We start from the raw sequence: 24,057 nt of genomic DNA, 5'->3' as shown, positions 1-24,057 counted from the left end.
GAAGGCAGCGGTGCGGGCGGGCCCGCACCGGCCCGGCTCATCGGTAGCTGAACTCCACCCGCCGGTTGAGCTGGTGGCCTTCTTCGGTCTGCAGCGTGGAGGCCGGCTTTTCCTTGCCGAAGCTCACCGCCTCCAGCTGGGTGTCGGCCACGCCCATGCGCATCAGGGCCTGCCGGACCGTCTCGGCGCGGCGCTGGCCGAGCCCGATGTTGTATTCCGTGCCCCCGCGCTCGTCGGTGTGACCGTCGAGCTGCACCTTGCGCCCGGCGTTCTGGCGCAGGTACTCGCCGTGTTGTTCCACGATGCGCAGGTACTGCGGCTGCAGGGTCGACTGGTCGAAGCCGAAATAGACCGTGCCGGACACGCCCATCGGCCCCAGCACGCTCGCCACCGGCGCGGGCTCCACCCGCCGGACCACGGCGGCGTCCTGCCGCTTGTAGGCCTGGTAATACACCTGCTGCTTGGCGCCCTCCTGGGGCTGGGTCGCGCAGCCGCTGGCGAAAGCGGCCATACAGGTCCAGAGAAAAAGCTGCGTCTTCATGTGTTTCCTCCCGCCTTCCCGGCGTCGCCGCCAGGAAGGCCCGTTGTGGAGATGGAGCGGATCAAACCGGCAGACCCTGGGTCAGGTCCACCACCGGCGTGAGCGCCCCGTCGAGCGGCGCCATGCTGGTCACCGGCTCCAGGGTGCTGCCGAGCAGATCGCCGTCGGTCACGCTGCCCAGCAGATCGCCCTCGGTCAGACCACCCAGCAGGCCGTCCTCACCGACCACGCCACCGAGCAAGTCACCTTCGGTCACGCCACCCAGCAGATCGCCTTCGGTCAGACCACCGAGCAGGCCGTCTTCACCGACCACGCCACCGAGCAGGTCGCCTTCGGTCAAGCCACCCAGCAGATCACCTTCGGTCAGACCACCGAGCAGGCCGTCCTCACCGACCACACCGCCGAGCAAGTCGCCTTCGGTCAAACCACCCAGCAGGTCGCCTTCGGTCAGCCCCCCGAGCAGGCCGTCTTCACCGACCACGCCACCGAGCAGGTCGCCTTCGGTCAAGCCACCCAGCAGATCGCCTTCGGTCAGACCACCGAGCAGGTCCCCGCCGAGCAGATCGCCCTCTAGCACGTTGACGACGCCGTCGGTCACGTAGTCCACCTGCGTTTCCACGGCGCCCAGCGTGCCGTCCAGCGCGCCGTCGCCCAGCAGGCCATCGACCACGGGCGCCAGCAGATCGCCCGCCGGGTCCGTCACGGTGCCGACCAGGCCGTCCACACCGTCCAGCGCGTTGGGGTCGTCCGCCTGGAAGTCGGTGCCCAGCACCGGGGCCAGCAGGCCGCTGGTGGTGTCGGTCACGTTGCCGACGATGTCCACCACCGGCTCCAGCGTGTCGCCCAGGCCCAGGGCGCCGGTGTCGTCCACCGCCCCACCCAGCAGCCCTTCGGACGGATCGAGCAGCGCGTCGCCGGTGGTGGGCTCCTGCACATCCAGCAAGCCCCCGAGCAGACCGTCGTCGGTCAGCAGCTCACCCACCAGACCTTCGTCGGCCAGCAGGCCACCCACCAGGCCCTCGTCGCCCACCGTGGCGCCCAGCAGGCCATCGACCACACCATCTTCGTCCAGCAAACCGTCGGTGAGGCCGCCCAGGCCGAGACCGTCCAGCGCATCGCCGACCAGCGTGCCATCGTCCACCAGGTTGCCGACCGCGTCCGTGAGGTAGTCCACCTGCCCCACCGTCGAGCCCAGCAGCATGTCGGTCGTCCCGTCGCCCAGCAGGCCGTCCACGACCGGCTCCAGCAGGTTTTCACCGGTGTCGGCCACCTGATCCACGAAATCGTCGGCCGGGTCCAGGCCATTCGGATCGTCCTCGGTGAATTCGTCGCCCACCAGCGGCGCCAGGGCATCGCTGACGGTGTCGGTCAGATCGCCCACCGTGGACGCCACCGGTTCCAGCACCCCTTCGAGCACCAGGGTCCTGTCAAGCGAATCCACCGTCCCGTCGGCCAGGTCGCTGCCCGGATCGAACAGCTTGTCGCCGCCATCCGCGTCCGAATCGGAGTCGGCATCCGCGTCAGCGTCAGCGTCTGCATCTGCGTCTGCATCTGCATCTGCATCCGCGTCAGCGTCAGCGTCAGCGTCAGCGTCAGCGTCAGCGTCAGCGTCGGCATCAGCGTCAGCGTCAGCGTCTGCATCTGCATCTGCATCTGCATCTGCATCTGCATCTGCATCAGCGTCAGCGTCAGCGTCAGCGTCAGCGTCAGCGTCAGCGTCAGCATCGGCATCGGCATCAGCATCAGCATCAGCATCAGCATCGGCATCCGAGTCATCGCCATCGTCATTGAGCATCGCGGCGACGGCCCCGACGCCGAGAGCGCCCAGTGCAAACTCACCCAGGGCCAGGCCGCCGCCCAACAAGGACGGGGCGGCTTTCTTGACCATCAGCACGGCCGCTTCCTCGGCACCTTGCCCGCTGGGCACGAAGTCGCCCGCCGCGAGATCGATCACCGCCTGCTGCGTCCCGTTGGGCAGCGACGCGACGCCAATGGTGGCGTCCGTCCCGCCCACGAGCGTCCCCTGCAAGGGCGCCTGGTTGGCTGCCGATCCCGGGAATGTCACGGCGGCCTGGCCCCCCTGGGGCACCAGCACCTGGTCGCCCACCTTCAGGGCCACGCTGTCCTGCACGGCCATGCGCTGCCCCTCGCGGACCACCACCACCCCCGGTGATGCGTTGGACAAGACGCCCAGCTCCGCCGCCGAAGCAGACGCCGTGTTCGCCGCAGCACCGGCCACCCCTTGGTTCAATACAGTTTCAGTCGCCATAACACCCTCTCCAGTTAAAAGTACGCCACCCATCGATTGCCGTTCCAGGGCCATCGCACGTCATGAATTCCATCGAATCCAGGCCATGCGAAAGCCATTGCAGGGCCATTCAAGCGCCGGGGCATTTCCCCGATCCATTGAACGAACACGCCGAAACAATCGCTCAACGGGGTGTAAATCGCAACTTGCATGCCAGCGGCTTGAATGCCCCATCAAAGCCCCGTCAGCTCCCGAAAATCGGCAAAAATGCCGCATTTCCAGGGCATTTCCGGGAAAATCTCACGTCCCGGCACCCCACTGCCCGGGTCAATGGGCCCAGGCCCTGGCCGCGTTACGTCAGCGGCGGACTCCGCGTTACGTAACGGCCCCGCGCATCCCCGCAACATTCGGCAACGGACCCCGCCCATTCCCCGACAGCGCCAATACCCTTTCCACGCAGATGGCCAATTCATCCCGTGGTTTCTCCATGCCGAAATGGCTGGCCAATGCACCCGCATCCATGCACAGCGCCACCAGCCCGGCATATCCCTGGTGCCGGTACAGCCGGCGCAATTCGTCTTCCACCCAGCCATACCCGAGAATGCTTTCGGGTTGGTCAATGTCGAATTCCAGGTTTTCCAACATGGCCCGCACGCGCGATGACACAAACAGCTTGCCCAGCCGGTGGTCACAAACCATGTTTTTCACGCCTTTGACCGCCGGCCGCCCCGGTGAAACGGTGAATCGGAATCCGTGGATCTGGGTGGTGCCATGCATGCGGCCAAACGTCAGGTACACCACCTTTTCGCGTTCGATGACCCCGGGCACGGCCGAGCGCCGCACGACCAGGCCACCCGGGAACCATCGCTCCGCGAGCCGCCACCAGTTCTCCCGCACGATCACGTCCAGCGGTTTTTGGCGCTCTGTGGTGAAGGCGCCCCGGGCCAGTTTGCGCAGGCTTCCCGAGCGGATGAGGCCCTTGACGTCTTCGGCGGGATAGGTGTTTTTCAGCTCATCCGAAAAGACGATCGCCCCGGGCAAGTCCTGCCGCATGGTTCAAACCGGGCCTGCTCAGGCGAGCTGGGCCGACTGCGCCCAGGCCCGCTCGACCCAGCTGCTGCGCGCCTCGCTGGGGCGCCGCTCGGCGGGTTTGGCGCTGGAAAAGATGTCGCTCATGTACATGTGGACGAAATCGTAATTGGTGCAACATTCGCTCAATTCGTGCAAATCGATTCGCGCACCGCCAGCCCCCAGCAGCACCACCGCGTATTTCCGAGAGAGCAGCGACTTGAGCACCCCCGATATTTCCATCTGCTCCATGGCATTGGCGCTCAACGATGCATCCAGCACCAATCCCGCCACCGGGAATTCCCCCGCATTGGACAAGCTCTGCGCTTTTCTGAACACATCCAGAATGCCGATGAATCCGCGCGCCATGACAGAACCAAACAATTCGACCAATTGGGCATCTTCCAGACAACGCATGTCACCCGGAAGGCCCTCGGCTCGGTTTTCTTCAGGGGCGCGATGATCGGTCAACAGCGCCAATACGCGGGAAATCACCACGTAACCCATCGCGACGTCTTTTTCTTTCATTTCCGGTTTCTCCATTCACGCCAGTCGGCGGCCACGGACCTGCACAAAGCACACAATTTGTGACAACAAAGCAAATAGGGTGCCACCGATCGCCGGCCATCCCCAACGGGGCAAATTCCGTTTGAATTCAACGCCTTGTTTTCAGGCCCACACGGTTCGAAGGCCGCAGGCAGCGGGCCGGGGCCGGTTTTCAATGGCTGGGAGCGCCCCCGTTACGTAACGCCACGGCCCACGGCACCGGGAACAGGAAACGCAGCGCCTTACCCCGCGGCGCTTTCCAGGTGGATCACGTCCTGGTCGCCGATGAAGCTGCCGGTCTGAACTTCGATCATTTCCAGCTCGATGCTCCCGGGGTTGCACACCTGGTAGGCCTGGCCCACGGCGATCTGCGTGGACTGGTTTTCGTACAGCAGCTGGCTCTGCTCGCCGTGGGTGATTTCCGCGGTGCCCCGGAGCACGATCCAGTGTTCCGAGCGGTGGTGGTGCAGCCGCAGGCCCAGGCAGCCCCCCGGCTTGACCCGGTGGTGGTTGATCTCGAAGCGCTCCCCCTGGTCCACGCTGCTGAGCTGCCCCCATTGCGCCACCGCCTGCGAAGGCCGGGCGGTGAGCGAGGCCTGCTGGCGGCGCAGCTGGGCCAGCACGGCGTCCATCGCCTGCAGTTGGTCGCGGCGCGCCACCAGCAGGGCGTCGCGGGTATCGACGATCAGCAGGTCCTGGGTGCCGAGGGCGACCACCGTGCGTCCGTGGGTGTGGATCAGGTTGCGGCGGGCGTGCACGGTGTGTGCCGGGCCGGTGATGTGGTTGCCCGCGGTGTCGGCCGGCAGCAGCGCGGCCACATCGTTCCAGCCGTCGACCTGGGTCCAGGGCCCGGCAAAGGGCCGCTCCACCACCCGCGCGTATCGCGCCATGAAGTCCCGCTCCCCCGCTGCCTGGAGGCAACACCGCAGATCCACCGGGTGGGGCCGCACGAACCGGATGCGCGCGTCGCCCGCCGGGGTTTCGCAGGCCACGCCCACCATGGCGTTGGCGCAGGTGAGCAGGGTGCTCTCCGCGTGGGCCGAGAGCGCGGCCAGCACGGTGCTGGCCCGGGCCAGCACCACGCCGCGCTGCCAGACGGGGCCGGGCAGCCCGGGCCGGGCACGCAGATGGACGATGGCGCCCGACATCGCGGCCCCCACGCCCTCCAGCACCGCCTCGCGAAACGCCACGCTGTCGGGCACGTGGTGGTTGGCCGGGGAAAACAGCAGCAGAGGGTCTCCACCCTCGAGGGTGCGCACCTGCAGCGCCGCCAGCGCCATGGCCACCGCGGGCATGGCCCCATCCGGCCCGAGCACGATCTGCCCGTGCAGGCGCTCCTTGCGCAACGCTTCCTGCACGTGGAACCGGTGGTCCTCGTCCGCCACGCAGATCACCGACGCTCCGCACCAGGCCAGGCGCGACAGGGTCAGCTGCAGCAGGCTGCGGCCGTCGATCAGCGGCACGAACTGCGCGGGCCGGTTGCTCCGGCTCAGGGGCCACAGCTGGGTGCTGGCCCCCCCGCACAAGATGACGGGGATGATGGTCATGGGTCGTCCGGTTTTGGGCGAGGCAACGCGCCTGGGCTGGGTGCCGCAGGCGGGGTTGCCGCTTCTGCCATGGGCCGGGTGCAGGTTTCGCGCCAGCGGCCACGGCCACGCGCCGGGCCGCATCCAGGCCTTGATTCACAACGACTTTTTCCGACCTCACCCGCAGGCGGGGCCGCTCGGGCGCGCACCGGGGCCGCGGCGTTACCCGGTCGGGGCGACGCGTCACGTAACGGCGCAAGGGAACGGGTGGCGGGGCTCCACACGATGGCCGGCGGCGGCCCCGTCGGCCGCGCCGGGGCTTCAGCGCTTGAGCTCGTTCAGCTTGGCCTCGACCTTGCTCCACTCGTCGGCGTCCGGCAGGGCCAGCTTGGTGCGGGTGATCGGTTTCCACTCGCGGGAGAGTTCCGCGTTCAGCGCGATGAAGCCCTGCTGATTCGCGGGCACATCGTCCTCGGCATAGATGGCCGCGACCGGGCACTCCGGCACGCACACCGCGCAGTCGATGCATTCGTCGGGATCGATGGCGAGAAAGTTCGGCCCTTCCCGGAAGGCATCGACCGGGCAGACGTCCACGCAGTCGGTGTATTTGCAGCGTATGCAGGCTTCGGTGACGACAAAGGTCATGGCGGGGGCTCCTGTGGGTCAGCCATCCTTGCCGTCGTGGCGGGTCTGGGCCAGCCACGGCGCAAAGATGAAGAGATAGATGGCGAACGCGGCACACCAAGTGAGCGCCGCGCCCACCAGGGCCAGCGGCAGCCATTGCGGCGCCACCAGCGGCAGCAGCACGCGCAGCGTGGCGGCCGCCATCACCAGGGCGTAGGCCGCCACTTCAGCCTTCGATGCCTGCAGCGGCCGCCCGGTGTGGCCGCGGGCCGTGCGCGTGATCATGCCGATGATGAGGCCCCCGGTGGCGCCGACCGCCAGCGCGTGCACGCCCGCCGAGGTGCCGATCCAGCCGGCCTGGGCCAGCGCCAGCAGCGCAAGGCCCAGCGGTATCCAGGCGTAGCCCGCATGCAGGATCCACAGGATGGGCCGGCCCCGGGTCGTCCCCGGTTTCCAGTGCCACTGGCGGCGCAGGTGCAGCGCAGCGGCCAGCGCGAACACCCCGCCGCTGACGAGGCCGGTGGTGGGCCCCGCTGGGAGGAAGAGCCAGAGCGCCAATGCCAGCGCGGTGAACGACAGGGTGGCGCGCTCCAGCCACGGCCGCGCGACCAGCTTCAGCCCCGGTGTGGCCCCCATGGTGAACGCCGGGACCACCCGCCCCGCGATCACGCACTCGATCATCACGATCAGCGCCAGCCCGGCGTACAGGGCCTTCAGGGGCGGCAACGCCAGGGCCCCGAACACGCTCAGGTGAAACGCCAGGTTGGCCAGCGAGAGCAGCACCAGGAGAGCGGCCAAGGGCAGGTTGCGGCGGTTGCGCGCACGCAGCAGCCGCTCGATCAGCGCGGCCGCCACCAGCGGCAGCAACGCCAGGTCGAGCACGGCGTACACCGGGTAAGGCGCGAGCACGGCCGCGAGGCGGGCCGCTAGCCAGACCACCACCAGGGCCCCCAGCAGGGCGCCGCGCGGCATGGCCAGCCCGGTCCAGACCTTGGCGGCGGTCAGCAGGAAGCCGACGATGACGGCGACCGCAAACCCGAACAGCATTTCGTGCGCGTGCCACAGCAACGGCGGCACCGCCAGAGTCAGCGTCACCTGGCCCAGAAAAAGGGCCGTCCATAGCGGTATCGCCAGCAGCGCGTACAGCGCGGCACCCAGGTAAAACGGCCGGAACCCCAGGCGCAGCAGCGGCCAGCCTTCCAGCGCCGGTGTGCCGGGGGCCGCCGGGGAGCCGGCCGGGGTGAGAGACAAGGTCGGGGGGAGCGTCGGGGTGGGCATGGAATGCGAGGGGTTCAGCGGTATCGGGCTTCCGCCTCGGTGTTTATAAGATTCATTTTGCATGAATCTTAATTCCGATGCCGACCGGAATCAAGCTATCGCGCACTTCTCCAAGGGCTTTGATGCGCCTCGGTGGTCGGGGTCTCGCCCGACGAGGCCCTACAGGCTCCGGTCGGCGGCCTCGCCCCGCCTTGCCGAATAGCGCACCAGGCTGTCCAGCACCTCGATCTCAAGGCGCGCCGCGCGACGCCCATAGACCTCGGCCTTGAGCCAAACCAGCTCGGCGTCCAGCTGTTCCTGACTGGCCAGCGTGCAGGCCCAGACCTTGGCGTCGGCATCCCATCGGTAGCCCCGGCTCTTGAGCTTGTCCTTGGACTCGAAGGGCGAACCCGTGGCACGCAGCTTGAAGCTGGGCCTGGCGGCCGCGGCGATCAGCTGGCTCAGGCCTGTGGTAGCGCTGCTGCCCACGGGTTTGGCCAGCACGTGCAACAAGGCATGGCAGTCCACCAGGGCCCGGTGCGCGTCGTAGAACCAGCCCTGGTCGTTGGCCAGGGCACTGAGCTTGGACGAGCCCGCGCCGGCCGCCTTCCAGTCGATGTCCATGAACGAACAGGCCCAGGCCTTCCCGGCAAAGCAGGGAAAGCGGGCTTCCACAAAGGGGCGGTCGAAGCCCGCGTTGTGCGCCACGATCAGGTCGGCCTGGGACACCATCGCCTCCACCTGCTGGTCGTCCAGGCGGTGGCCCTTGACCATCTCATCGGTGATGCCCGTCACCTCCCGGGCCACCGGCGGAATCGGCATGCCGGGGTCTTCGAAGCCCTCGAAGCAGGCCACCGGGCCCACCGGCAAGCCGCAGGCCGTGTCCACCTCCACCAGCAGCATGGCCAGCTCGATGATCCGGTCGGTCGGGTGCGACAGCCCGGTGGTCTCCGTGTCGAGCACCAGCACACGCTGGCGGGCGGTGCTGGGCAACGCGGCGGGGCCGAAGTCCAGGATGGGCACGAGGCGGCGCAACACCCGAAAGTCGGGGTGCTGCTCCAGCCGTTGCGCCATCGCCTCCAGGCTCGGCTCGGCCACGGGCGCAGCGGGTGGGGTGGCCGCCGGCTGCGCCGGACGGGGAGGGTCAAACTCGAAACTGAACTGTTGCATCCGTGAAGCCTACCCGAGCACTTGAACGAACGGATTTCCACGCAGGGCCAGCGACCGAGGACCGGCAAGGTCAGAGGCAGGGAATCGGGGAAGTGGGGCGAGCCATGGACGGGCGATGAAAAACCCATGCTGGTCGTGGATGGTGGTGCGGCTGGCGGGGATCGAACCCACGACCCTTGGCTTCGGAGGCCAATACTCTATCCACTGAGCTACAGCCGCAACCGGGCGATTCTAGCAGGCGGGGCCCTTGTCAGGCGGGCGCAGGGGGGCCGCTGGCTATAATCGCGGGCTGTCTGCCCACCCGGTGCAGGCCCGCCAACCCCCCAATCCTGGCCCCGTTCCGCACCCTTGAGGACAACATGAGCGACCACGCGCACGAATCTCACACCGGCCCGATCAAGACGCCCGCCCAGCTGCTGTGGACGTCGTTCTTCGCCTTTGTGGCTCCCATCTTCATCATCATTGGCCTGGTGTACTACGTCACCGCCGGTGACAAGCCCGCCGCGGGCGCTGTGGACACCGAACTCGCGACGGCCCAGCGCATCCAGCGCGTGGGCTCGGTGGAACTGCGCGACGCCAACCGCCCGCTGCAGACGGGTGAAGCGGTGTACACGGCCCAGTGCTCGGCCTGCCACGCCACCGGCGTGGTGGGCGCGCCCAAGTTCGGCGACGCCGCCGCCTGGGGCCCCCGCATCGGCACCGGCTATGAGGCCCTGCTGAACTCCGCGCTCAAGGGCAAGAACGCGATGGCGGCCCAAGGTGGCGGCGCCTTCAGCGATGTGGAGATCGGCCGTGCCGTGGTGCACATGGCCAACGCCGCTGGCGGCAAGTTCGAGGTGCCCCAGGCGCCCGCAGGCGCCGCTGCCGCGCCCGCCGCGGCGCCAGCGACCGAAGCCGCCCCCGTGGCGGCCGCTCCCACCGCGGCTCCGGCGGACGCACCCGCCCCCGCTGCTGCATCCACCACGGTGGCCGCCGGTGCCGGCGAGGCCATCTACAAGCAGACCTGCGCGGTCTGCCATGCGGCCGGTGTGGCCGGCGCGCCCAAATTCGGCGACAAGGCCGCCTGGGCCCCGCGCCTGACGCTGGGCGTGGATGGCCTGACCGCCAGCGCCATCAAGGGCAAGAACGCCATGCCGCCCAAGGGCGGCAGCACCGCGTCGGACGCCGACATCAAGGCCACCGTGGAATACATGCTCGCCGCGGTGAAGTAAGCCGCACCGAGCCCAGACAAAAGCCGGTCACTGACCGGCTTTTTTTCGTCCCCCGCCCCGGCTCAGCCCCCACCGGCGGCGCTGGCCGATGCCAGGCGGCGCTGGGGACTGCGAACAAAGCCGAACCGTGCGGGCAGCTCGGCCGCGGTCACGGCCTCGGGGCGCCAGGCCCCCGCGTCCACCACGTCGGCGGCCAGCGCCATGTCGCTGGTGTGCACCAACCCCAGGCCCAGCCCGGTCTGCAGGTACAGGCGCCCCGCTTCGTCCAGCAGACAGCGCTGCACCGCCCCCGCGGGCTGGCCGGTGTGGGCCAGCACGCTCCCATCGGGCTGCAGGCGCCAGATGTAGGGCGTGAGCTCCAGTTCCACGTAGACACGCTGCGGCCCGTTCTGGAAGAACCATTGCCCGGCTTCGTCGGCAGCGTAGTTGCGGTGGATGAATTCGATCAGCTTGTCGTGTTTGAGCAGCGAGCCTTTGCTGGCGGCAGCGCTCTCGCCGGGCACCGCCGCAAACGGCCCGGCGGCCTGGATGCGGTCGTCGCGCATGAACCACTGGCCCCGCGCGTCCAGCCCGAGCCAGCCGTAGCAGTGCGGCACGTTGGGCCATTTGGCCAGAGCGGCTTTGACGATGTCGTCCATGGCGGGGTCTCCGGGTTCAGGTGTGCTGGAGCAGCCAGCCACCGACCGCCTCGGGCATGGCCCGCACGTGGCCGGGCAAGCCCAGGTGGCCGTACGGCGCGGGAAAACCGACGTGCCCACCCGCGCCAGGTTGCCACAGCGTGACACAGGGGCCGGCTTCCCGCGCCGTGGGCAGCGAGGCAGGGGGCACGAACGGGTCGTTGCGCGCGTTGAGCGCCAGCGCCGGCACACGGATGCCGGACAGCAAGGGTTTGGCCGAGGCCCGCGACCAGTAGTCGTCGGTGTTGCGAAAGCCGTGCAAGGGCGCGGTGAACAGGTTGTCGAACTCGTACAGATCGCGCGCGGCCAGCAGGGCCTCGCGGTCGAACAGGCCGGGGTACTGTTCCAGCTTCTTCAGGGCCTTGGGCACCATGGTCGAGAGGAACATGCGGGTGTAGACCAGCCGGTTGAAGCCGCGCCCGATGGCGTGCCCCCCGGCGGCCAGGTCCAGCGGGGAGCAGACCGCCGCGACCGCCCGCACCACGGCGCAGGCCTCGGCGCCCATTTCGCCGGCCCAGCGCAGCAGGGCGTTGCCACCCAGCGACACCCCAGCCGCGATCAGGGGCCGATCCGGATGTTCATGGGCAAAGCGCTTGAGCACCCAGTCGACCTCGAGGAAATCGCCCGAGTGGTAAGCGCGCGGGGCCAGGTTGAGTTCCCCCGAGCAGCCCCGGAAATGCGGCACCGCCAGCGCCAAGCCCCGGGCTGCGGCGAAGTCGGCGAAGGCCACGGCGTACTGGCTGCTCGACGAACCTTCCAGGCCATGGAACAGCACCAGCAGGGGTGCCCCGGGCGCGCTGGGGTGGTCGGCCCGGTCCACGTCGATGAAGTCGCCATCGGGCGTGGTCCAGCGGCTGCGCTGCCAGCGCGGCGCGGGGCCGAAGTGGCGGCGCGCGGCCAGCGCGGCCCACAGCGTCTGCACATTGCCCCCCGGCACCCACCAGGGGGGGCGGTAGTCGAAGCCCTCGGCGCGAATGCCGGGGCCCATCCAGGCCGTGTCGTCGCGTTTCATGGCACACCCCCTCTCTCAATGGAGCACCGGTTGCACCGTCAACACATCCTGAGGCTCGGAGCGCGAGCCCGGGCTGGCGTGGTGCGCCACCAAACGCCAGCCCTGCGCGGTCTTGGCGTAGACATTGGTGGCCACCACCCAGGCGTGCTGCAGACCATCGTCGCTCATCACCGAGACCCGCTCGACCACACTGTGCACGCAGCAGGCGCCGGTGTCGAGTCGGCGCACCTTTTCGGGCTGTGCCATGACCCTGCCGTTGGCAAACAGGGCCTCGAAAGCCGCGCGCACCGCGGCGTGCCCGACCAGTCTCGGGCCACCCGGGTGCACACAGACGATCTCGTCATCGTCGCTCCAGCAGGCCATGAGCCGCTCGATGTCGGCGTGCTGCAGGGCGTCGTAGAAGGCCGCCTCGGTATCGTCCGCGGAACTGGGTGGCAGTTTGGGTTTTCGCATGCGGGCTATTTTGCCGCGCCCCCCGCGCCCGTGGCGGCCGGACACCGGGGTATAGTGCCCTGGGCGTTGCGCGACGCCCGTGTCTCTTGTTCATCCGGCCCCTGCGGCCCCGTGGAGGTTCCTTATGTCCCCATCTGTCCGACGCCTGCTCTCCTGGGCCATGGCCCTGCTTCTCGGCGCCAGCCTCACCGGCTGTGGCTACAACGATTTCCAGCGGCTCGACGAGCAGAGCCGCTCGGCCTGGTCGGAGGTGCTCAACCAGTACCAGCGCCGCGCCGACCTGATCCCCAACATCGTCGCCACGGTCAAGGGCGAGGCCAACTTCGAGCAGGAGACGCTCACCAAGGTGATCGAGGCGCGCGCCAAGGCGACGTCGATCCAGATGACACCAGAGATGGTGAACGATCCGGCCGCGATGCAGAAATTTCAGGCCGCCCAGGGCGAAGTGGGCAGCGCGCTCAGCCGCCTGATGGTGGTGGTGGAGCAGTACCCCAACCTCAAGGCCAACCAGGGCTTCAGCGATCTGCGCGTGCAGCTCGAAGGCACGGAGAACCGCATCACCGTGGCGCGCAACCGCTACATCCAGACGGTCCAGGAATACAACGTGCTCGCGCGCAGCTTCCCGACCAACCTCACGGCCATGGTCTTCGGCTATGCGCCCAAGGCGAACTTCCAGGTGCAGAACGAGGCGGCCATTTCGGCGCCGCCGGCGGTCGACTTCAACAAACCATGACACTGCGCGGATCCCGCACCGGGCTCGGCCGCTGGCTTGCCACGCTGGCGCTCTGGCTCTGCGCCGGCCTGGCCGCCGCGCAAGGCCTGCAACCGGTGCCCGAGCTGCGGGCCCGGGTGATGGACCAGACCGGCACGCTGGACGCCGCCGCCCTGGCCGCCATCGAAGCCAAGCTCGCGGCCTTCGAACAGTCGCGCGGCTCGCAGGTGGTGGTGCTGATGGTCGCCACCACCGCGCCCGAAGACATCGCCGACTACACCCAGCGCCTGGGGGATGCCTGGAAGATCGGGCGCAAGGAGGTGGGCGACGGCGTGCTGTTCGTCATCGCCAAGGACGACCGGCGCATGCGCATCGCCACGGCCAAGACGCTCGAAGGCGCCATTCCAGACCTGATGGCGCGGCGCATCCTGGACCAGGCCGTGACCCCGGCCTTCCGGTCCGGCGATTACGCCGGCGGCATCCAGGCCGGCGTGGACCAGATCCTGGCCCGCATTTCGGGCGAAGACCTGCCGCTGCCTGAAGCCTCCACCGCCAAGGATGGTTTCGAACCGATGGATCTGCTGGTCTTCATCGTCTTCGCCGTTCCCATCATCGCGAGCGTGTTGCGCGGCATCTTCGGCAACCGCTTTGGCAGCCTGCTCACCGGCCTGGGTGTCGGGGGCCTGGCCTGGCTGTTCACGGCGGTGCTGTGGATCGCCATCGGTGCCGGCCTGCTGGGCATGCTGGCCGCGCTCTTCATGCAGTTCCTGCCCACCACGCCCACCTCGGGACGGGGCGGGCGCGGCGGCTGGGGCGGCCCCACCGGCGGCTTCGGGGGTGGCGGTGGTTTCGGCTCCGGTGGCGGGGGTTTTGGGTCCGGAGGCGGTGGCAACTTCGGCGGCGGCGGTGCTTCCGGCAACTGGTGATTCGGACACGCGCATGAACAAACTGCTTCGCATCCTCAAACACCGCTGGCGCGACCGCGCCGACACGCGGCGCGCCGTCCCGGACGACATGGCCGCCCGCCTTGCCCGGCGCGTCGCCGCCAGCGAGCTGCGCCACACCGGCGAGGTGCGGCTGTGCGTGGAAGCCGCCCTGCCCACCAGTTACCTGTGGCGCGTCCAAGCCACCATGCCGTTGAAAGCGGTGGTGCGCCAGCGCGCCCTGAGCTGGTTTGGCCGCCTGCGTGTGTGGGACACCGAGTCCAACAACGGCGTGCTGATCTACCTGCTGCTGGCCGAACATGCCATCGAATTCGTGGCCGATCGGGCACTGAGCCGGCGCGTGAGTGCGGCCCAGTGGCAGGGCATCGTCGACCGCCTGGGCGCCCATCTGCACGAGGGGGCATTCGAGGACGGCCTCACCCAGGCCCTGGAAGAAGTCTCGGCCCTGCTGGTGGAGCACTTCCCGGCCGAACCCGGCACGCAAACCGCCAACGAACTGCCCGACGCCATGGTGCGGGCCTAGTGCCGCGCCACGGGGCGCGCCGCGACCCGGGCTCAGCCGTTCGGGCAGAGGGCCGGCCTTCTCGGGTGCGTTGCGGCACCCATCGCCAACGGCTCAGCGGATGGTCTTCTTGGGCAAGGGCGTGCGGCTGTTCATGATCACCTGCAGTTCCTCCTGCAGCGCCTTGTTCATCAACGCGAACGTCCGGAGCTTGCGCGTGGTGTCGCGCAGGCGGTCTGCCATGCGCTTGGAAATGGCGAGCAGCAAGCGTGCGCCCACGCGCGGCTCGTCCCGCAGCAGCCGCATCAAGGCGGTGCGCGAGAGCACCGCCGCGGCGATGTCGGTGGTCGCGGTGCAGGTGGCCGAGCGGGGTGCGCCGTCGAGCACGCCCATTTCACCGATCAGGTGCCCCGGGCCCAGGATGTTGACCACGATGCTTTCGTGCAGCCCCGGCAGATCGTTGGCCACGGCGATGTCGCCTTCGAGCACCAGCAGCATGTAGTCGTTGTGCGTCACCTCACCCTCGTGGATGAACACCGTACCCGCCTTGATGCGCTTGGGCCGCATGTAACCCACCACCTTCATGGCGTCGGCCAGGGTCAGGTCGTCCAGGGCGGACGCCGTCACCAGCAGCCGGGCCGCCACCTCTTCGGGGGCCATATCGGGGTTCTCAAAGATCGATGACATCCCGCGCGCTCGTTGTGGTTATGGGGTCCGCTATCTTCCCATGCGGCGTTCGCCAGGCAAACCCCTGGCGAAAAAAAGCCGGCGCGGAGCCGGCTTTCGTCAAACGCTGCGGGCGTTTCACTTCTTCTGACGGTACTTGCGCAGCGCCGCGATCTGGGCCGCCATGACCGCGAGTTCCGAGGTGGCCTTGGCCAGATCGATGTCGCTTTTGGCGTTCTTGACCGCTTCTTCGGCTTGCTTGCGCGCGTCGGTGGCCTTGGCCTCGTCCAGATCCTTGCCACGGATGGCGGTATCGGACAACACGGTGATGTGGTTCGGCTGCACTTCCAGAATGCCACCGGCCACAAACACGAACTCTTCGCCGCCGTCGGCTTTTTCGATGCGCACGGCACCGGGCTTGATGCGGGTGATCAGCGGAATGTGACCGGGCAGAATGCCCAACTCACCGGCTTCACCCGGCAGCGCCACGAACTTGGCCTCGCCCGAAAAGATGGACTCTTCGGCGCTGACCACATCGACGCGGATGGTGCTCATATGTTCTCCTTTAAAAAGTCGTCGGAAAGCAAGTAATCGGGTGTCCGGCTAGGCGGTGCGCGGAGATGTGCTGCTGCATATAGCGCACACCAACAACGCCGGGCGCCCGAGTACGCCGCTTTACGCGACTTTTTTGGCCTTTTCGAAGGCTTCGTCGATGGTGCCGACCATGTAGAACGCCTGCTCGGGCAGGTGATCGCACTCGCCGTTGGTGATCATCTTGAAGCCGCGGATGGTTTCCGACAGCGGCACGTATTTGCCGGGCGAACCGGTGAACACCTCGGCCACGTGGAACGGCTGCGACAGGAAACGCTGGATCTTGCGGGCGCGGGCCACGGCCAGCTTGTCTTCCGGCGCCAGTTCGTCCATGCCCAGAATGGCGATGATGTCGCGCAGTTCCTTGTAGCGCTGCAGCGTGTTCTGCACGGCGCGAGCGGTTTCGTAGTGGTCCTGACCCACGACCAGCGGGTCGAGCTGGCGGCTGGTGGAGTCCAGCGGGTCCACAGCGGGGTAGATACCCAGCGAAGCGATGTCACGCGACAGCACCACGGTGGAGTCCAGGTGGGCGAAGGTGGTGGCGGGCGACGGGTCGGTCAAGTCATCGGCAGGCACGTACACAGCCTGGATGGAAGTGATCGAGCCCACCTTGGTGGAGGTGATGCGCTCTTGCAGGCGGCCCATTTCTTCGGCCAGCGTCGGCTGGTAACCCACGGCGGAAGGCATGCGGCCCAGCAGGGCGGACACTTCGGTACCGGCCAGCGTGAAACGGTAGATGTTGTCCACGAAGAACAGCACGTCACGGCCTTCGTCGCGGAACGACTCGGCGATGGTCAGGCCGGTGAGGGCCACGCGCAGACGGTTGCCCGGGGGTTCGTTCATCTGGCCGTAGACCATGGCCACTTTGGAGTTGGGCAGGTTCTCGAGGTCCACGACCTTGGAGTCGGCCATCTCGTGGTAGAAGTCGTTGCCCTCACGGGTACGCTCGCCCACACCAGCGAACACCGACAGACCGGAGTGGGCCTTGGCGATGTTGTTGATGAGTTCCATCATGTTCACGGTCTTGCCCACACCGGCACCACCGAACAGGCCCACCTTGCCGCCCTTGGCGAACGGGCAGATCAGGTCGATCACCTTGATGCCGGTTTCCAGCAGTTCCTGCGAGGGGGACAGTTCGTCGTAGGCCGGGGCCTTGCGGTGGATGGAAGCGGTCAGGGTCTGATCCACCGGGCCACGTTCGTCAATGGGCGTGCCCAGCACGTCCATGATGCGGCCCAGCGTGGCCTTGCCCACCGGCACCATGATGGGATTGGAGGTGTTGGACACCACCATGCCGCGGCGCAGGCCGTCGGACGAGCCCAGCGCAATGGTGCGCACCACGCCGTCGCCGAGCTGCTGCTGGACTTCCAGCGTCAGGGCCGAGCCCTCCATTTTCAGGGCGTCGTAAACGCGCGGCATCTGGTTGCGCGGAAATTCCACGTCCACGACGGCGCCGATGCACTGGACGATCTTGCCTTGTACTTGAGACATGATGGATACCTTCTGTTTTCTCTGGATTCTGTTGGGCGGCTGCTTCAGACCGCTGCGGCACCGGCCACGATTTCCGAAAGCTCTTTCGTGATCGCGGCCTGGCGGGTCTTGTTGTAGACCAGCTTGAGTTCACCAATGACGCTGCCGGCGTTGTCGGTGGCGGCCTTCATGGCCACCATGCGGGCGGACTGCTCGGAAGCCATGTTCTCGGCCACCGCCTGGTACACCTGGGCTTCCACATAGCGCAGCAGCAGCTCGTCGATCACGGCAGGGGCATCGGGTTCATAGATGTAATCCCAGTCGCGGCCACCGGCACCGTCCTGCAAGGTGCTCGCGTTGAGCGGCAGCAGCTGTTCGATCACCGACTCCTGCTTCATCGTGTTGATGAACTTGGTGTAGCAGACGTAGACCGCGTTGATCCGGCCTTCGGTGTAGGCATCGAGCAGCACCTTGACCGGGCCGATCAGCTTGTCGAGGTGGGGCGTATCGCCCAGACCCGTCACGCTGGACACCACCTTGGCACCGATGCGGTTGAGGAAGCCCAGACCCTTGTTGCCAATGGCCACGGCTTCGGCGCTCACACCCTTGGACTGGAGGTCCTTGAGCTGGTTGGTCACCGCGCGCAACACGTTGGTGTTCAGGCCCCCGCACAGACCCTTGTCGGTCGTCACCACGACAAAGCCGGCGGCCTTGGCGGTGTTGATCTGCATGAACGGGTGCGTGTACTCCGGGTTGGCCCGACTCAGGTTGCCGGTGATCTGGCGCACTTTTTCTGCGTAGGGCCGGGCCGCACGCATCCGGTCCTGCGCCTTGCGCATTTTGGAGGCGGCGACCATTTCCATGGCTTTGGTGATCTTCTTGGTGTTCTCCACCGATTTGATCTTGCCGCGTATTTCCTTGCCTACTGCCATTGCTGCTCCTTTATCGGGTCAATGGACGGATCAGTACGTGCCGGTCTTCTTGAACTCGGCGATGGCGGCGGCGAGCTGGGCTTCAGCGTCCTTGTCCATGGCCTTGTCGGATTCCATCTTGGCCAGCAGGGCCGCGTACTTGTCTTTCAAGTAAGCGTGCATGCCCGCTTCAAACGGCAGCACCTTCTTCACTTCGACGTCGTCGAGGTAGCCCTTGTTCACGGCAAACAGCGTGGAGGCCATCAGACCGATCGACTGGGGCGAGTACTGGGCCTGCTTGAGCAGTTCGGTCACGCGGGCACCGCGGTCGAGCTGCTTGCGGGTGGCTTCGTCCAGGTCGGAAGCGAACTGCGCGAACGCGGCCAGTTCACGGTACTGGGCCAGGTCGGTACGGATACCACCGGACAGCGACTTGATCAGCTTGGTCTGGGCCGCACCACCGACGCGCGACACCGAGATACCGGCGTTGATGGCGGGGCGGATACCGGCGTTGAACAGGCTGGTTTCCAGGAAGATCTGGCCGTCGGTGATCGAGATCACGTTGGTCGGCACGAAAGCGGACACGTCGCCGGCCTGCGTTTCGATGATGGGCAGTGCGGTCAGCGAACCGGTCTTGCCCTTGACTTCACCCTTGGTGAAGGCTTCGACGTAGTCGGCGTTCACGCGCGCGGCGCGCTCGAGCAGACGGCTGTGCAGATAGAACACGTCGCCGGGGTAGGCTTCGCGGCCTGGCGGGCGGCGAAGCAGCAGCGAAACCTGGCGGTAGGCCACGGCCTGCTTGGACAGGTCGTCGTACACGATCAGGGCATCCTGGCCGCGGTCACGGAAGTACTCGCCCATCGTGCAGCCGGAATAGGCCGACAGGTACTGCATGGCAGCGGATTCAGAGGCCGAAGCCGCCACGACGATGGTGTATTCCATCGCGCCAGCCTGCTCCAGGGCACGCACCACGTTCTTGATCGACGAGGCCTTCTGGCCAATCGCGACGTAAACGCAGGTCATGTTCTGACCCTTCTGGTTGATGATCGCGTCGATCGCCACGGCGGTCTTGCCGGTCTGGCGGTCACCGATGATCAGCTCGCGCTGGCCACGGCCCACGGGCACCATCGAGTCGATCGACTTCAGGCCGGTCTGCACCGGTTGGTCCACCGATTTGCGGGCGATCACGCCCGGGGCGACTTTTTCGATCACGTCGGTCATCTTGGCGTTGACCGGGCCCTTGCCGTCGATCGGAGCGCCCAGGGCGTTGACCACACGACCGATCAGTTCGGGGCCGACCGGCACCGACAGAATCTGGCCCGTGCATTTGACGGTCTCGCCTTCGGAGATGTGCTCGTACTCACCCAGAATCACGGCGCCGACGGAGTCGCGCTCCAGGTTCAGAGCCAGACCAAAGGAAGGCACGCCGTCCTTGTTGGCCGGGAATTCCAGCATTTCGCCCTGCATCACATCGGACAGGCCATGGACGCGGACGATACCGTCGGTCACCGACACCACGGTGCCCTGGTTGCGCACATCGCTCGATGCGCCCAGACCCTCGATACGGGACTTGATCAGTTCAGAGATTTCGGCGGGATTGAGTTGCATGACTCTTTCCTTCTTTCGTTAAATGGGATGAGGGCGCGCCCGTGCAGTCAGCCAAAAGGCCTTCAGGCCGTGAGGGCAACTTTCATTTGTTCCAGGCGGGCTTTGATCGAGGTGTCGAGCACCTCGTCACCCACCACCACGCGAACACCACCGATCAGCTCCGGCTGCAGCGTGACCTGCAAGTTGAGCTTGCGGCCAAACCGCTTTTCCAGCACGCCGGAGAGGTCGGCCAAGGCGGCGTTGTCCATGTCAAAAGCGCTGTACACGATGGCGTCGAAGGAGCCCAGTTGCGCGTTCTTCAATGCGCGAAACTGACTGGCAATTTCGGGCAAGGCGGCAAGGCGTCCGTTGTCGATCACCGTGCGCAGGAAGTTCTGCGCCATGGCGGGCAGGCTGCTCTTGAGCACACCAGAGATGACACCGAACACCTGTTCGGGTGAGGACTTGGGACTGTCAGCGAACTGACGCAGTTGCTCGTTGGAAGCAACGGCCGCCAGTTCGTCCAGCCATGCGGCTGCACCGGCTGCGTCCGCGCCCGCCACTTTGAACAGCGCTTCCGCGTAAGGGCGGGCTATTGTTGCGATTTCGGCCATGGTCTACCTTGGGATGCCTGCGGTTAACGTAGGGTGCGTCAGCGTGGGGCGGATCAGAGTTCGCTCTTCAAACGGCCCAGCAACTCGGCATGGATGCCGGCGTTGACTTCGCGCTTGAGGATCTGCTCTGCACCCTTGACGGCCAGCGCTGCGACTTCTTCCCGCAGCAGTTCGCGCGCCTTGATGACCTGCTGATCGGCTTCCTGACGGGCGGTGGCCACGATCTTGGAAGCCTCTTCGGTGGCTCGCGCCTTGGCCTCTTCAATCACGATCTGGGCGCGGCGTTCGGCATCGGCCAGGCGGGTGGCGGATTCGTTGCGCGACTTGCTCAACTCTTCTTCCACACGTTTGTTGGCCACGGCCAGTTCGGACTTGGCTTTCTCGGCGGAAGCCAGTCCTTCGGAGATCTTCAACGCACGCTCATCCAGTGCCTTGGCGATGGGAGGCCACACGAATTTCATCGTGAACCACACCAGGATCGCAAAGACGATGGCCTGCGCAAAGAGGGTTGCATTGATATTCATCGCAACGCCTTTCTGTGTGTTAACAAAGGTGGTGACGCACTTGCTGCCGCGAAGCGCCGCGAACGGTGACTCGGCCCAAGGCCTCCATCACCACATCGGAAGCGCCACGCAGGGCAGCAAACCCGATTACAGCGTGAAGGGGTTGGCGAACGCGAACAGCAGGGCGATGGCCACACCGATCAGGAACGCGGCGTCGATCAGACCGGCCAGCAGGAACATCTTGGTCTGCAGGTCGTTCATCAGCTCAGGCTGACGGGCACCGGATTCGAGGAACTTGCCACCCATCATGCCGATGCCAACCGAAGCGCCCAGAGCGCCCAGACCGACGATGAGACCGCAAGCCAGTGCGACGAGACCCAGAACGTTTTCCATGATGACTCCTATTGAAATGGAAGAAAGTTGAAAAGAGAGGAAAAGAAACTCAGTGCGCGGAAGATCCGTGCCACTCAGTGAGCGTCATGCGCCTGGCCCAGATAAATCAGGGCCAGCATCATGAAGATGAACGCCTGCAGCGTGATCACCAGGATGTGGAAGATGGTCCACACCGTGCCGGCGATGATGTGCCCGACGAAGAACAGGCCGCCACTCAGCGAGAAGGCCGCAAAGCCCCCCAGCAGCGCGATCAGCATGAACACCAGTTCGCCGGCAAACATGTTGCCGAACAGTCGCATGCCGTGGGAGACGGTCTTGGCGACGAATTCGATCATCTGCATGGCAAAGTTGACGACGCCCAGCAGCAGCGCGAACACCGGGTTCTTGCTGGTGCCAAACGGGGCGGTGACCAGCTCGTGCGACCAGCCACCCAGACCCTTGATCTTCAGGTTGTAGAACAGCACCAGCAGCAGCACGGACATCGACAGACCCAGCGTGGTCGAGAGGTCGGCGGTGGGCACCACGCGCAGGTAGGCGTGGGCCGGATCGTGACCGATGGCGGCGTTGTACTTGCCCCAGAGCATGGGCAGCAAGTCCAGCGGCAGCATGTCCATGAAGTTCATCATGAAGATCCAGCAGAACACCGCCAACGCCAGCGGCGCCACCAGCTTGCGGCTGTGGGCGTTGTGTATCACCGACTTGGCCTGGTTGTCGACCATCTCGAACAGGATTTCGACCGCGGCCTGGAAACGGCCGGGAGCACCGGCCGAGGCCTTGCGCGCGGCGCGCCACAGGAAGAAACTGACCAGCGCGCCCAGCGCGACGCTGAAGAACACCGAGTCCAGGTTGATGATGGAGAAGTCGACAATCGACTCCTGCTTGTGGCCGGCGTTGTTGAGATGAACCAGATGGTGCCGGATGTATTCACCCGGGGTCAATGTGTGTCCTTCAGCAGCCATGTTTGTATGTTTCCGTCTACCGTTTGAGTTCAACGCCGGGTCTGGATCCAGAATCCAAACCAGTACACCTTGAGCACCACCACCAAGCCCGCCAACAGGGCGAGCCAATTCAGGTCAGGGACGATTCTGGGCGCGGACCACAACATGGCCACCGACAGCAGAATCTTGACCCCCTCCCACAAAACAAAACCCATGAACATCGAGATCACATGCCCCGCCGCCCGGCGGGACAAGGCACTCGACGTCATGCCCCAGGCCATCAAGGCCGTTGGGAGCACCACCGAAGCAGCGCCATACAGGACCGACGACGCCAGCGACACCGACTGCGTGAACAACCACGTCAGTGCAGCGACCGCCAGACCGACCAGCAACTGCACACCAACCAGGCGCCAGACCGACAGCACCGGCTGACCGGACCGCCACCGCAACGCCTCTTCGTGCGTGAGTGGCTTGAAATCGGCTTCGTTCGCCCCATCTTCCCAAGCATCTGCGGCTTGCTTCGTCGACCCGACCGGAGGCATTGTCGACATGGCAAATTACAGACGGGTTACAGATGGATGCGATTGAGCACAGCCGTTGATTATACGTAGAAACCCCATGGGCTCGTCAAGCCTGCCGGCCGAACTGGGGCAGGCGCTTGCGCTGCGTCCGATAATCTCAAAAATGAACACCCCCCTCGAAACGAGTGCGTCCGTGCTGCCCGACTCACTCTGCTATCTGAACGGCGAGTACGGCCCTTTGTGTGATGCCAAGGTGAGTGTGCTCGACCGGGGCTTCATCTTTGGTGATGGTGTCTACGAGGTGTTGCCGGCCTACGGCGGCAAGATTTTCCGATTCGAGCAGCACATGGCCCGACTGGAGCGCTCGCTGGGTGAACTGCGCATCGCCAACCCGCTGAGGGCCGCGGATTGGCTGGCGATCGCGCGTCGCCTGATCCAGGCGCAGATGGCGTCCACCGGCGCGGCCAACCAGCTGGTCTACATCCAGGTCACGCGTGGCGTCGCGGTGCGCGACCACGTGATGCCGCCTGGCCTGCGGCCCACGGTGTTTGTCATGGTGGGTGACATGAAGCCGGCGACGCCGGAGCAACGACAAGTCGGCGTGTCCTGCGTCAGCGCCGACGACTTCCGCTGGCAGAAGGCCCACATCAAGAGCACCAGCCTGCTGGGCGCCGTGTTGGCACGCCAGATCAGTGCCGACGCCGATGCCATCGAGACCGTGATGTTCCGTGATGGTTTTCTCAGCGAGGCCGCCGCCAGCAACGTCTGGGTGGTGAAGAATGGTGTGGTCATGGGGCCGCCCAAGGACCATCTGGTGCTCGAAGGCATCCGCTTCGATCTGATCGAAGAGATCTGCAGGGAGCAAGGCATCCCCTTCGAGTTGCGTCGCATCGGCCGCACCGAGGTGCTGGACGCCGACGAACTGATGTTGTCCTCGGCCACCAAAGAGGTGTTGCCCATCACCACGCTGGACGGCCAGCCGGTGGGGCATGGCGCGCAGCGTGGTCGCCCCGGCCCGGTGTACGAGCGGCTCTATGCCGGATACCAGCGCGCCAAGGCCGCGCAATCGATTTGAGGAATATCGCCATGGACCAGCCCCGCGAGATCCCGCCCGAACAATCGCTCATCGAATACCCCTGCCACTTCCCCGTCAAGGTGATGGGCGCCAACGTGGACGGCTACGTCACGGCCATGACCCATGTGGCCAAGGCCTTCGATGCCAGCTTCGACGCCTCGACCATCGAGATGCGCCCGAGCAAGGCCGGCAACTACCTGGGTCTCACGCTGTCGGTGTACGTGACCAGCCGCGAGCAGCTCGACGAGCTGTACCGCACGCTGACCACGCACCCGATGGTCAAGATCGTTCTGTGAG

Annotated in this window: 28 protein-coding genes and 1 tRNA gene; 6 read left to right on the top strand and 23 right to left on the bottom strand. The window is 66.3% G+C overall.

Going from position 1 to position 24,057, the window contains the following annotated elements:
- Window positions 1-37: 37 nt before the first annotated feature.
- The 10 genes from AC07YZ_RS23650 to AC07YZ_RS23605 form a co-directional block, all read right to left on the bottom strand.
- A complete protein-coding gene (locus AC07YZ_RS23650; protein ID WP_494796563.1) occupies window positions 38-541 on the bottom strand; it encodes an OmpA family protein in 504 nt (167 codons plus the stop codon).
- A 61-nt stretch (window positions 542-602) separates the two neighbouring features.
- Window positions 603-1,982 (bottom strand): autotransporter outer membrane beta-barrel domain-containing protein, encoded by a 1,380-nt coding sequence (locus tag AC07YZ_RS23645; protein ID WP_494796562.1) that lies wholly within the window; start codon window positions 1,980-1,982, stop codon window positions 603-605.
- Window positions 1,910-2,308, bottom strand: a complete 399-nt coding sequence (locus tag AC07YZ_RS23640) for a hypothetical protein (protein WP_494796561.1) — start codon at window positions 2,306-2,308, stop codon at window positions 1,910-1,912. Before AC07YZ_RS23640 ends, AC07YZ_RS23645 begins: the two co-directional genes overlap by 73 nt.
- Window positions 2,309-3,164: 856 nt before the next feature.
- Window positions 3,165-3,842 carry a hypothetical protein gene (locus AC07YZ_RS23635; protein WP_226491032.1) on the bottom strand — a complete coding sequence of 226 codons (678 nt, stop codon included), beginning with the start codon at window positions 3,840-3,842 and terminating at the stop codon, window positions 3,165-3,167.
- Window positions 3,843-3,860: 18 nt separating this feature from the next.
- The gene (locus AC07YZ_RS23630; protein ID WP_494796560.1) at window positions 3,861-4,385 is read right to left on the bottom strand and encodes a hypothetical protein; all 525 of its coding nucleotides are present in this window, start codon (window positions 4,383-4,385) and stop codon (window positions 3,861-3,863) included.
- Window positions 4,386-4,645: 260 nt separating this feature from the next.
- Window positions 4,646-5,950 (bottom strand): sugar phosphate nucleotidyltransferase, encoded by a 1,305-nt coding sequence (locus AC07YZ_RS23625; RefSeq protein WP_494796559.1) that lies wholly within the window; start codon window positions 5,948-5,950, stop codon window positions 4,646-4,648.
- A 300-nt stretch (window positions 5,951-6,250) separates the two neighbouring features.
- Complete coding sequence (gene fdxA / locus AC07YZ_RS23620) at window positions 6,251-6,574, bottom strand: ferredoxin FdxA (RefSeq protein WP_226491029.1); 324 nt, start codon at window positions 6,572-6,574, stop codon at window positions 6,251-6,253.
- Window positions 6,575-6,592: 18 nt separating this feature from the next.
- The gene (locus AC07YZ_RS23615; protein ID WP_494796558.1) at window positions 6,593-7,831 is read right to left on the bottom strand and encodes an NnrS family protein; all 1,239 of its coding nucleotides are present in this window, start codon (window positions 7,829-7,831) and stop codon (window positions 6,593-6,595) included.
- Between the two features lie 159 nt (window positions 7,832-7,990).
- Window positions 7,991-8,980: a 3'-5' exonuclease gene (locus AC07YZ_RS23610; RefSeq protein WP_494796557.1), complete on the bottom strand. Its 990-nt coding sequence runs from the start codon at window positions 8,978-8,980 to the stop codon at window positions 7,991-7,993.
- A 143-nt stretch (window positions 8,981-9,123) separates the two neighbouring features.
- Window positions 9,124-9,199, bottom strand: a tRNA-Arg gene (locus AC07YZ_RS23605).
- A 140-nt stretch (window positions 9,200-9,339) separates the two neighbouring features.
- On the opposite strand from AC07YZ_RS23605, the gene AC07YZ_RS23600 reads away from it, so the two are divergent.
- Entirely contained in the window at window positions 9,340-10,191 is an 852-nt protein-coding gene (locus AC07YZ_RS23600) for a c-type cytochrome (protein ID WP_494796556.1), read from the top strand.
- Window positions 10,192-10,253: 62 nt separating this feature from the next.
- Here AC07YZ_RS23600 and AC07YZ_RS23595 read toward each other — a convergent pair whose 3' ends face one another.
- From AC07YZ_RS23595 to AC07YZ_RS23585, 3 genes are read right to left on the bottom strand one after another with little or no spacing between them, the layout of a single operon-like run.
- A complete protein-coding gene (locus AC07YZ_RS23595) occupies window positions 10,254-10,829 on the bottom strand; it encodes a DUF2946 family protein (RefSeq protein WP_494796555.1) in 576 nt (191 codons plus the stop codon).
- A gap of 16 nt (window positions 10,830-10,845) precedes the next feature.
- Window positions 10,846-11,880, bottom strand: coding sequence for a YheT family hydrolase (locus AC07YZ_RS23590; RefSeq protein WP_413465703.1), 1,035 nt, complete (start codon window positions 11,878-11,880; stop codon window positions 10,846-10,848).
- A 15-nt stretch (window positions 11,881-11,895) separates the two neighbouring features.
- Window positions 11,896-12,333, bottom strand: a complete 438-nt coding sequence (locus AC07YZ_RS23585; protein WP_226491024.1) for a YybH family protein — start codon at window positions 12,331-12,333, stop codon at window positions 11,896-11,898.
- 124 nt (window positions 12,334-12,457) lie between these two features.
- Here AC07YZ_RS23585 and AC07YZ_RS23580 point away from each other — a divergent pair, with 124 nt between their 5' ends.
- From AC07YZ_RS23580 to AC07YZ_RS23570, 3 genes are read left to right on the top strand one after another with little or no spacing between them, the layout of a single operon-like run.
- Window positions 12,458-13,066, top strand: coding sequence for a LemA family protein (locus AC07YZ_RS23580; RefSeq protein WP_494796554.1), 609 nt, complete (start codon window positions 12,458-12,460; stop codon window positions 13,064-13,066).
- Entirely contained in the window at window positions 13,063-13,971 is a 909-nt protein-coding gene (locus AC07YZ_RS23575; RefSeq protein WP_494796553.1) for a TPM domain-containing protein, read from the top strand. The genes AC07YZ_RS23580 and AC07YZ_RS23575 overlap by 4 nt, the downstream gene beginning before the upstream one ends.
- Window positions 13,972-13,984: 13 nt before the next feature.
- On the top strand, window positions 13,985-14,512 hold the full coding sequence (locus AC07YZ_RS23570) for a TPM domain-containing protein (protein ID WP_494796552.1): 528 nt from the start codon (window positions 13,985-13,987) through the stop codon (window positions 14,510-14,512).
- A 93-nt stretch (window positions 14,513-14,605) separates the two neighbouring features.
- Here the strand turns inward: AC07YZ_RS23570 and AC07YZ_RS23565 are convergent, their stop codons facing one another.
- The 10 genes from AC07YZ_RS23565 to AC07YZ_RS23520 form a co-directional block, all read right to left on the bottom strand.
- A complete protein-coding gene (locus AC07YZ_RS23565; protein WP_226491020.1) occupies window positions 14,606-15,178 on the bottom strand; it encodes a cyclic nucleotide-binding domain-containing protein in 573 nt (190 codons plus the stop codon).
- A gap of 117 nt (window positions 15,179-15,295) precedes the next feature.
- Window positions 15,296-15,712: a F0F1 ATP synthase subunit epsilon gene (locus AC07YZ_RS23560; RefSeq protein WP_226491019.1), complete on the bottom strand. Its 417-nt coding sequence runs from the start codon at window positions 15,710-15,712 to the stop codon at window positions 15,296-15,298.
- 120 nt (window positions 15,713-15,832) lie between these two features.
- Complete coding sequence (atpD, locus tag AC07YZ_RS23555; RefSeq protein ID WP_226491018.1) at window positions 15,833-17,239, bottom strand: F0F1 ATP synthase subunit beta; 1,407 nt, start codon at window positions 17,237-17,239, stop codon at window positions 15,833-15,835.
- Between the two features lie 44 nt (window positions 17,240-17,283).
- The gene (gene atpG, locus AC07YZ_RS23550) at window positions 17,284-18,150 is read right to left on the bottom strand and encodes a F0F1 ATP synthase subunit gamma (protein WP_226491017.1); all 867 of its coding nucleotides are present in this window, start codon (window positions 18,148-18,150) and stop codon (window positions 17,284-17,286) included.
- Window positions 18,151-18,180: 30 nt separating this feature from the next.
- Window positions 18,181-19,737, bottom strand: a complete 1,557-nt coding sequence (gene atpA, locus AC07YZ_RS23545; RefSeq protein WP_226491016.1) for a F0F1 ATP synthase subunit alpha — start codon at window positions 19,735-19,737, stop codon at window positions 18,181-18,183.
- A gap of 62 nt (window positions 19,738-19,799) precedes the next feature.
- Window positions 19,800-20,330 (bottom strand): F0F1 ATP synthase subunit delta, encoded by a 531-nt coding sequence (locus AC07YZ_RS23540; protein ID WP_068174687.1) that lies wholly within the window; start codon window positions 20,328-20,330, stop codon window positions 19,800-19,802.
- A 53-nt stretch (window positions 20,331-20,383) separates the two neighbouring features.
- Window positions 20,384-20,854, bottom strand: a complete 471-nt coding sequence (locus AC07YZ_RS23535; protein ID WP_068174685.1) for a F0F1 ATP synthase subunit B — start codon at window positions 20,852-20,854, stop codon at window positions 20,384-20,386.
- A gap of 126 nt (window positions 20,855-20,980) precedes the next feature.
- Window positions 20,981-21,226, bottom strand: coding sequence for a F0F1 ATP synthase subunit C (atpE, locus tag AC07YZ_RS23530; protein WP_068174683.1), 246 nt, complete (start codon window positions 21,224-21,226; stop codon window positions 20,981-20,983).
- Between the two features lie 74 nt (window positions 21,227-21,300).
- Window positions 21,301-22,185 (bottom strand): F0F1 ATP synthase subunit A, encoded by an 885-nt coding sequence (atpB, locus tag AC07YZ_RS23525; RefSeq protein ID WP_226491015.1) that lies wholly within the window; start codon window positions 22,183-22,185, stop codon window positions 21,301-21,303.
- Window positions 22,186-22,214: 29 nt separating this feature from the next.
- Window positions 22,215-22,715 carry an ATP synthase subunit I gene (locus AC07YZ_RS23520; RefSeq protein ID WP_494796551.1) on the bottom strand — a complete coding sequence of 167 codons (501 nt, stop codon included), beginning with the start codon at window positions 22,713-22,715 and terminating at the stop codon, window positions 22,215-22,217.
- A gap of 133 nt (window positions 22,716-22,848) precedes the next feature.
- Here AC07YZ_RS23520 and AC07YZ_RS23515 point away from each other — a divergent pair, with 133 nt between their 5' ends.
- Both AC07YZ_RS23515 and AC07YZ_RS23510 read left to right on the top strand, forming a co-directional pair.
- A complete protein-coding gene (locus AC07YZ_RS23515) occupies window positions 22,849-23,760 on the top strand; it encodes a D-amino acid aminotransferase (RefSeq protein ID WP_494796550.1) in 912 nt (303 codons plus the stop codon).
- A gap of 11 nt (window positions 23,761-23,771) precedes the next feature.
- Window positions 23,772-24,056 carry an HP0495 family protein gene (locus tag AC07YZ_RS23510; protein ID WP_494796549.1) on the top strand — a complete coding sequence of 95 codons (285 nt, stop codon included), beginning with the start codon at window positions 23,772-23,774 and terminating at the stop codon, window positions 24,054-24,056.
- Window position 24,057 lies beyond the last annotated feature (1 nt).

The organism is Hydrogenophaga sp. GW101-3F08 (assembly GCF_059424585.1).
Note: the sequence above shows the minus strand (reverse complement) of the source record. Positions and strands in the feature narration are given on the sequence as shown.

Bases quoted from the DNA above. Each gene is read 5' to 3' on its own strand.
- AC07YZ_RS23615 (WP_494796558.1), bottom strand. From the start codon at position 7,831: ATGCCCACCCCGACGCTCCCCCCGACCTTGTCTCTCACCCCGGCCGGC.
- AC07YZ_RS23560 (WP_226491019.1), bottom strand. From the start codon at position 15,712: ATGAGCACCATCCGCGTCGATGTGGTCAGCGCCGAAGAGTCCATCTTT.
- AC07YZ_RS23595 (WP_494796555.1), bottom strand. From the start codon at position 10,829: ATGGACGACATCGTCAAAGCCGCTCTGGCCAAATGGCCCAACGTGCCG.
- AC07YZ_RS23610 (WP_494796557.1), bottom strand. From the start codon at position 8,980: ATGCAACAGTTCAGTTTCGAGTTTGACCCTCCCCGTCCGGCGCAGCCG.
- fdxA (WP_226491029.1), bottom strand. From the start codon at position 6,574: ATGACCTTTGTCGTCACCGAAGCCTGCATACGCTGCAAATACACCGAC.
- atpG (WP_226491017.1), bottom strand. From the start codon at position 18,150: ATGGCAGTAGGCAAGGAAATACGCGGCAAGATCAAATCGGTGGAGAAC.
- AC07YZ_RS23625 (WP_494796559.1), bottom strand. From the start codon at position 5,950: ATGACCATCATCCCCGTCATCTTGTGCGGGGGGGCCAGCACCCAGCTG.
- atpE (WP_068174683.1), bottom strand. From the start codon at position 21,226: ATGGAAAACGTTCTGGGTCTCGTCGCACTGGCTTGCGGTCTCATCGTC.
- AC07YZ_RS23575 (WP_494796553.1), top strand. From the start codon at position 13,063: ATGACACTGCGCGGATCCCGCACCGGGCTCGGCCGCTGGCTTGCCACG.
- atpA (WP_226491016.1), bottom strand. From the start codon at position 19,737: ATGCAACTCAATCCCGCCGAAATCTCTGAACTGATCAAGTCCCGTATC.
- AC07YZ_RS23600 (WP_494796556.1), top strand. From the start codon at position 9,340: ATGAGCGACCACGCGCACGAATCTCACACCGGCCCGATCAAGACGCCC.
- atpD (WP_226491018.1), bottom strand. From the start codon at position 17,239: ATGTCTCAAGTACAAGGCAAGATCGTCCAGTGCATCGGCGCCGTCGTG.
- AC07YZ_RS23640 (WP_494796561.1), bottom strand. From the start codon at position 2,308: ATGCCGATGCTGATGCTGATGCTGATGCTGATGCCGATGCCGATGCTG.
- AC07YZ_RS23630 (WP_494796560.1), bottom strand. From the start codon at position 4,385: ATGAAAGAAAAAGACGTCGCGATGGGTTACGTGGTGATTTCCCGCGTA.
- AC07YZ_RS23540 (WP_068174687.1), bottom strand. From the start codon at position 20,330: ATGGCCGAAATCGCAACAATAGCCCGCCCTTACGCGGAAGCGCTGTTC.
- AC07YZ_RS23580 (WP_494796554.1), top strand. From the start codon at position 12,458: ATGTCCCCATCTGTCCGACGCCTGCTCTCCTGGGCCATGGCCCTGCTT.
- AC07YZ_RS23635 (WP_226491032.1), bottom strand. From the start codon at position 3,842: ATGCGGCAGGACTTGCCCGGGGCGATCGTCTTTTCGGATGAGCTGAAA.
- AC07YZ_RS23565 (WP_226491020.1), bottom strand. From the start codon at position 15,178: ATGTCATCGATCTTTGAGAACCCCGATATGGCCCCCGAAGAGGTGGCG.
- AC07YZ_RS23570 (WP_494796552.1), top strand. From the start codon at position 13,985: ATGAACAAACTGCTTCGCATCCTCAAACACCGCTGGCGCGACCGCGCC.
- AC07YZ_RS23535 (WP_068174685.1), bottom strand. From the start codon at position 20,854: ATGAATATCAATGCAACCCTCTTTGCGCAGGCCATCGTCTTTGCGATC.
- AC07YZ_RS23590 (WP_413465703.1), bottom strand. From the start codon at position 11,880: ATGAAACGCGACGACACGGCCTGGATGGGCCCCGGCATTCGCGCCGAG.
- atpB (WP_226491015.1), bottom strand. From the start codon at position 22,185: ATGGCTGCTGAAGGACACACATTGACCCCGGGTGAATACATCCGGCAC.
- AC07YZ_RS23650 (WP_494796563.1), bottom strand. From the start codon at position 541: ATGAAGACGCAGCTTTTTCTCTGGACCTGTATGGCCGCTTTCGCCAGC.
- AC07YZ_RS23520 (WP_494796551.1), bottom strand. From the start codon at position 22,715: ATGTCGACAATGCCTCCGGTCGGGTCGACGAAGCAAGCCGCAGATGCT.
- AC07YZ_RS23515 (WP_494796550.1), top strand. From the start codon at position 22,849: ATGAACACCCCCCTCGAAACGAGTGCGTCCGTGCTGCCCGACTCACTC.
- AC07YZ_RS23585 (WP_226491024.1), bottom strand. From the start codon at position 12,333: ATGCGAAAACCCAAACTGCCACCCAGTTCCGCGGACGATACCGAGGCG.
- AC07YZ_RS23510 (WP_494796549.1), top strand. From the start codon at position 23,772: ATGGACCAGCCCCGCGAGATCCCGCCCGAACAATCGCTCATCGAATAC.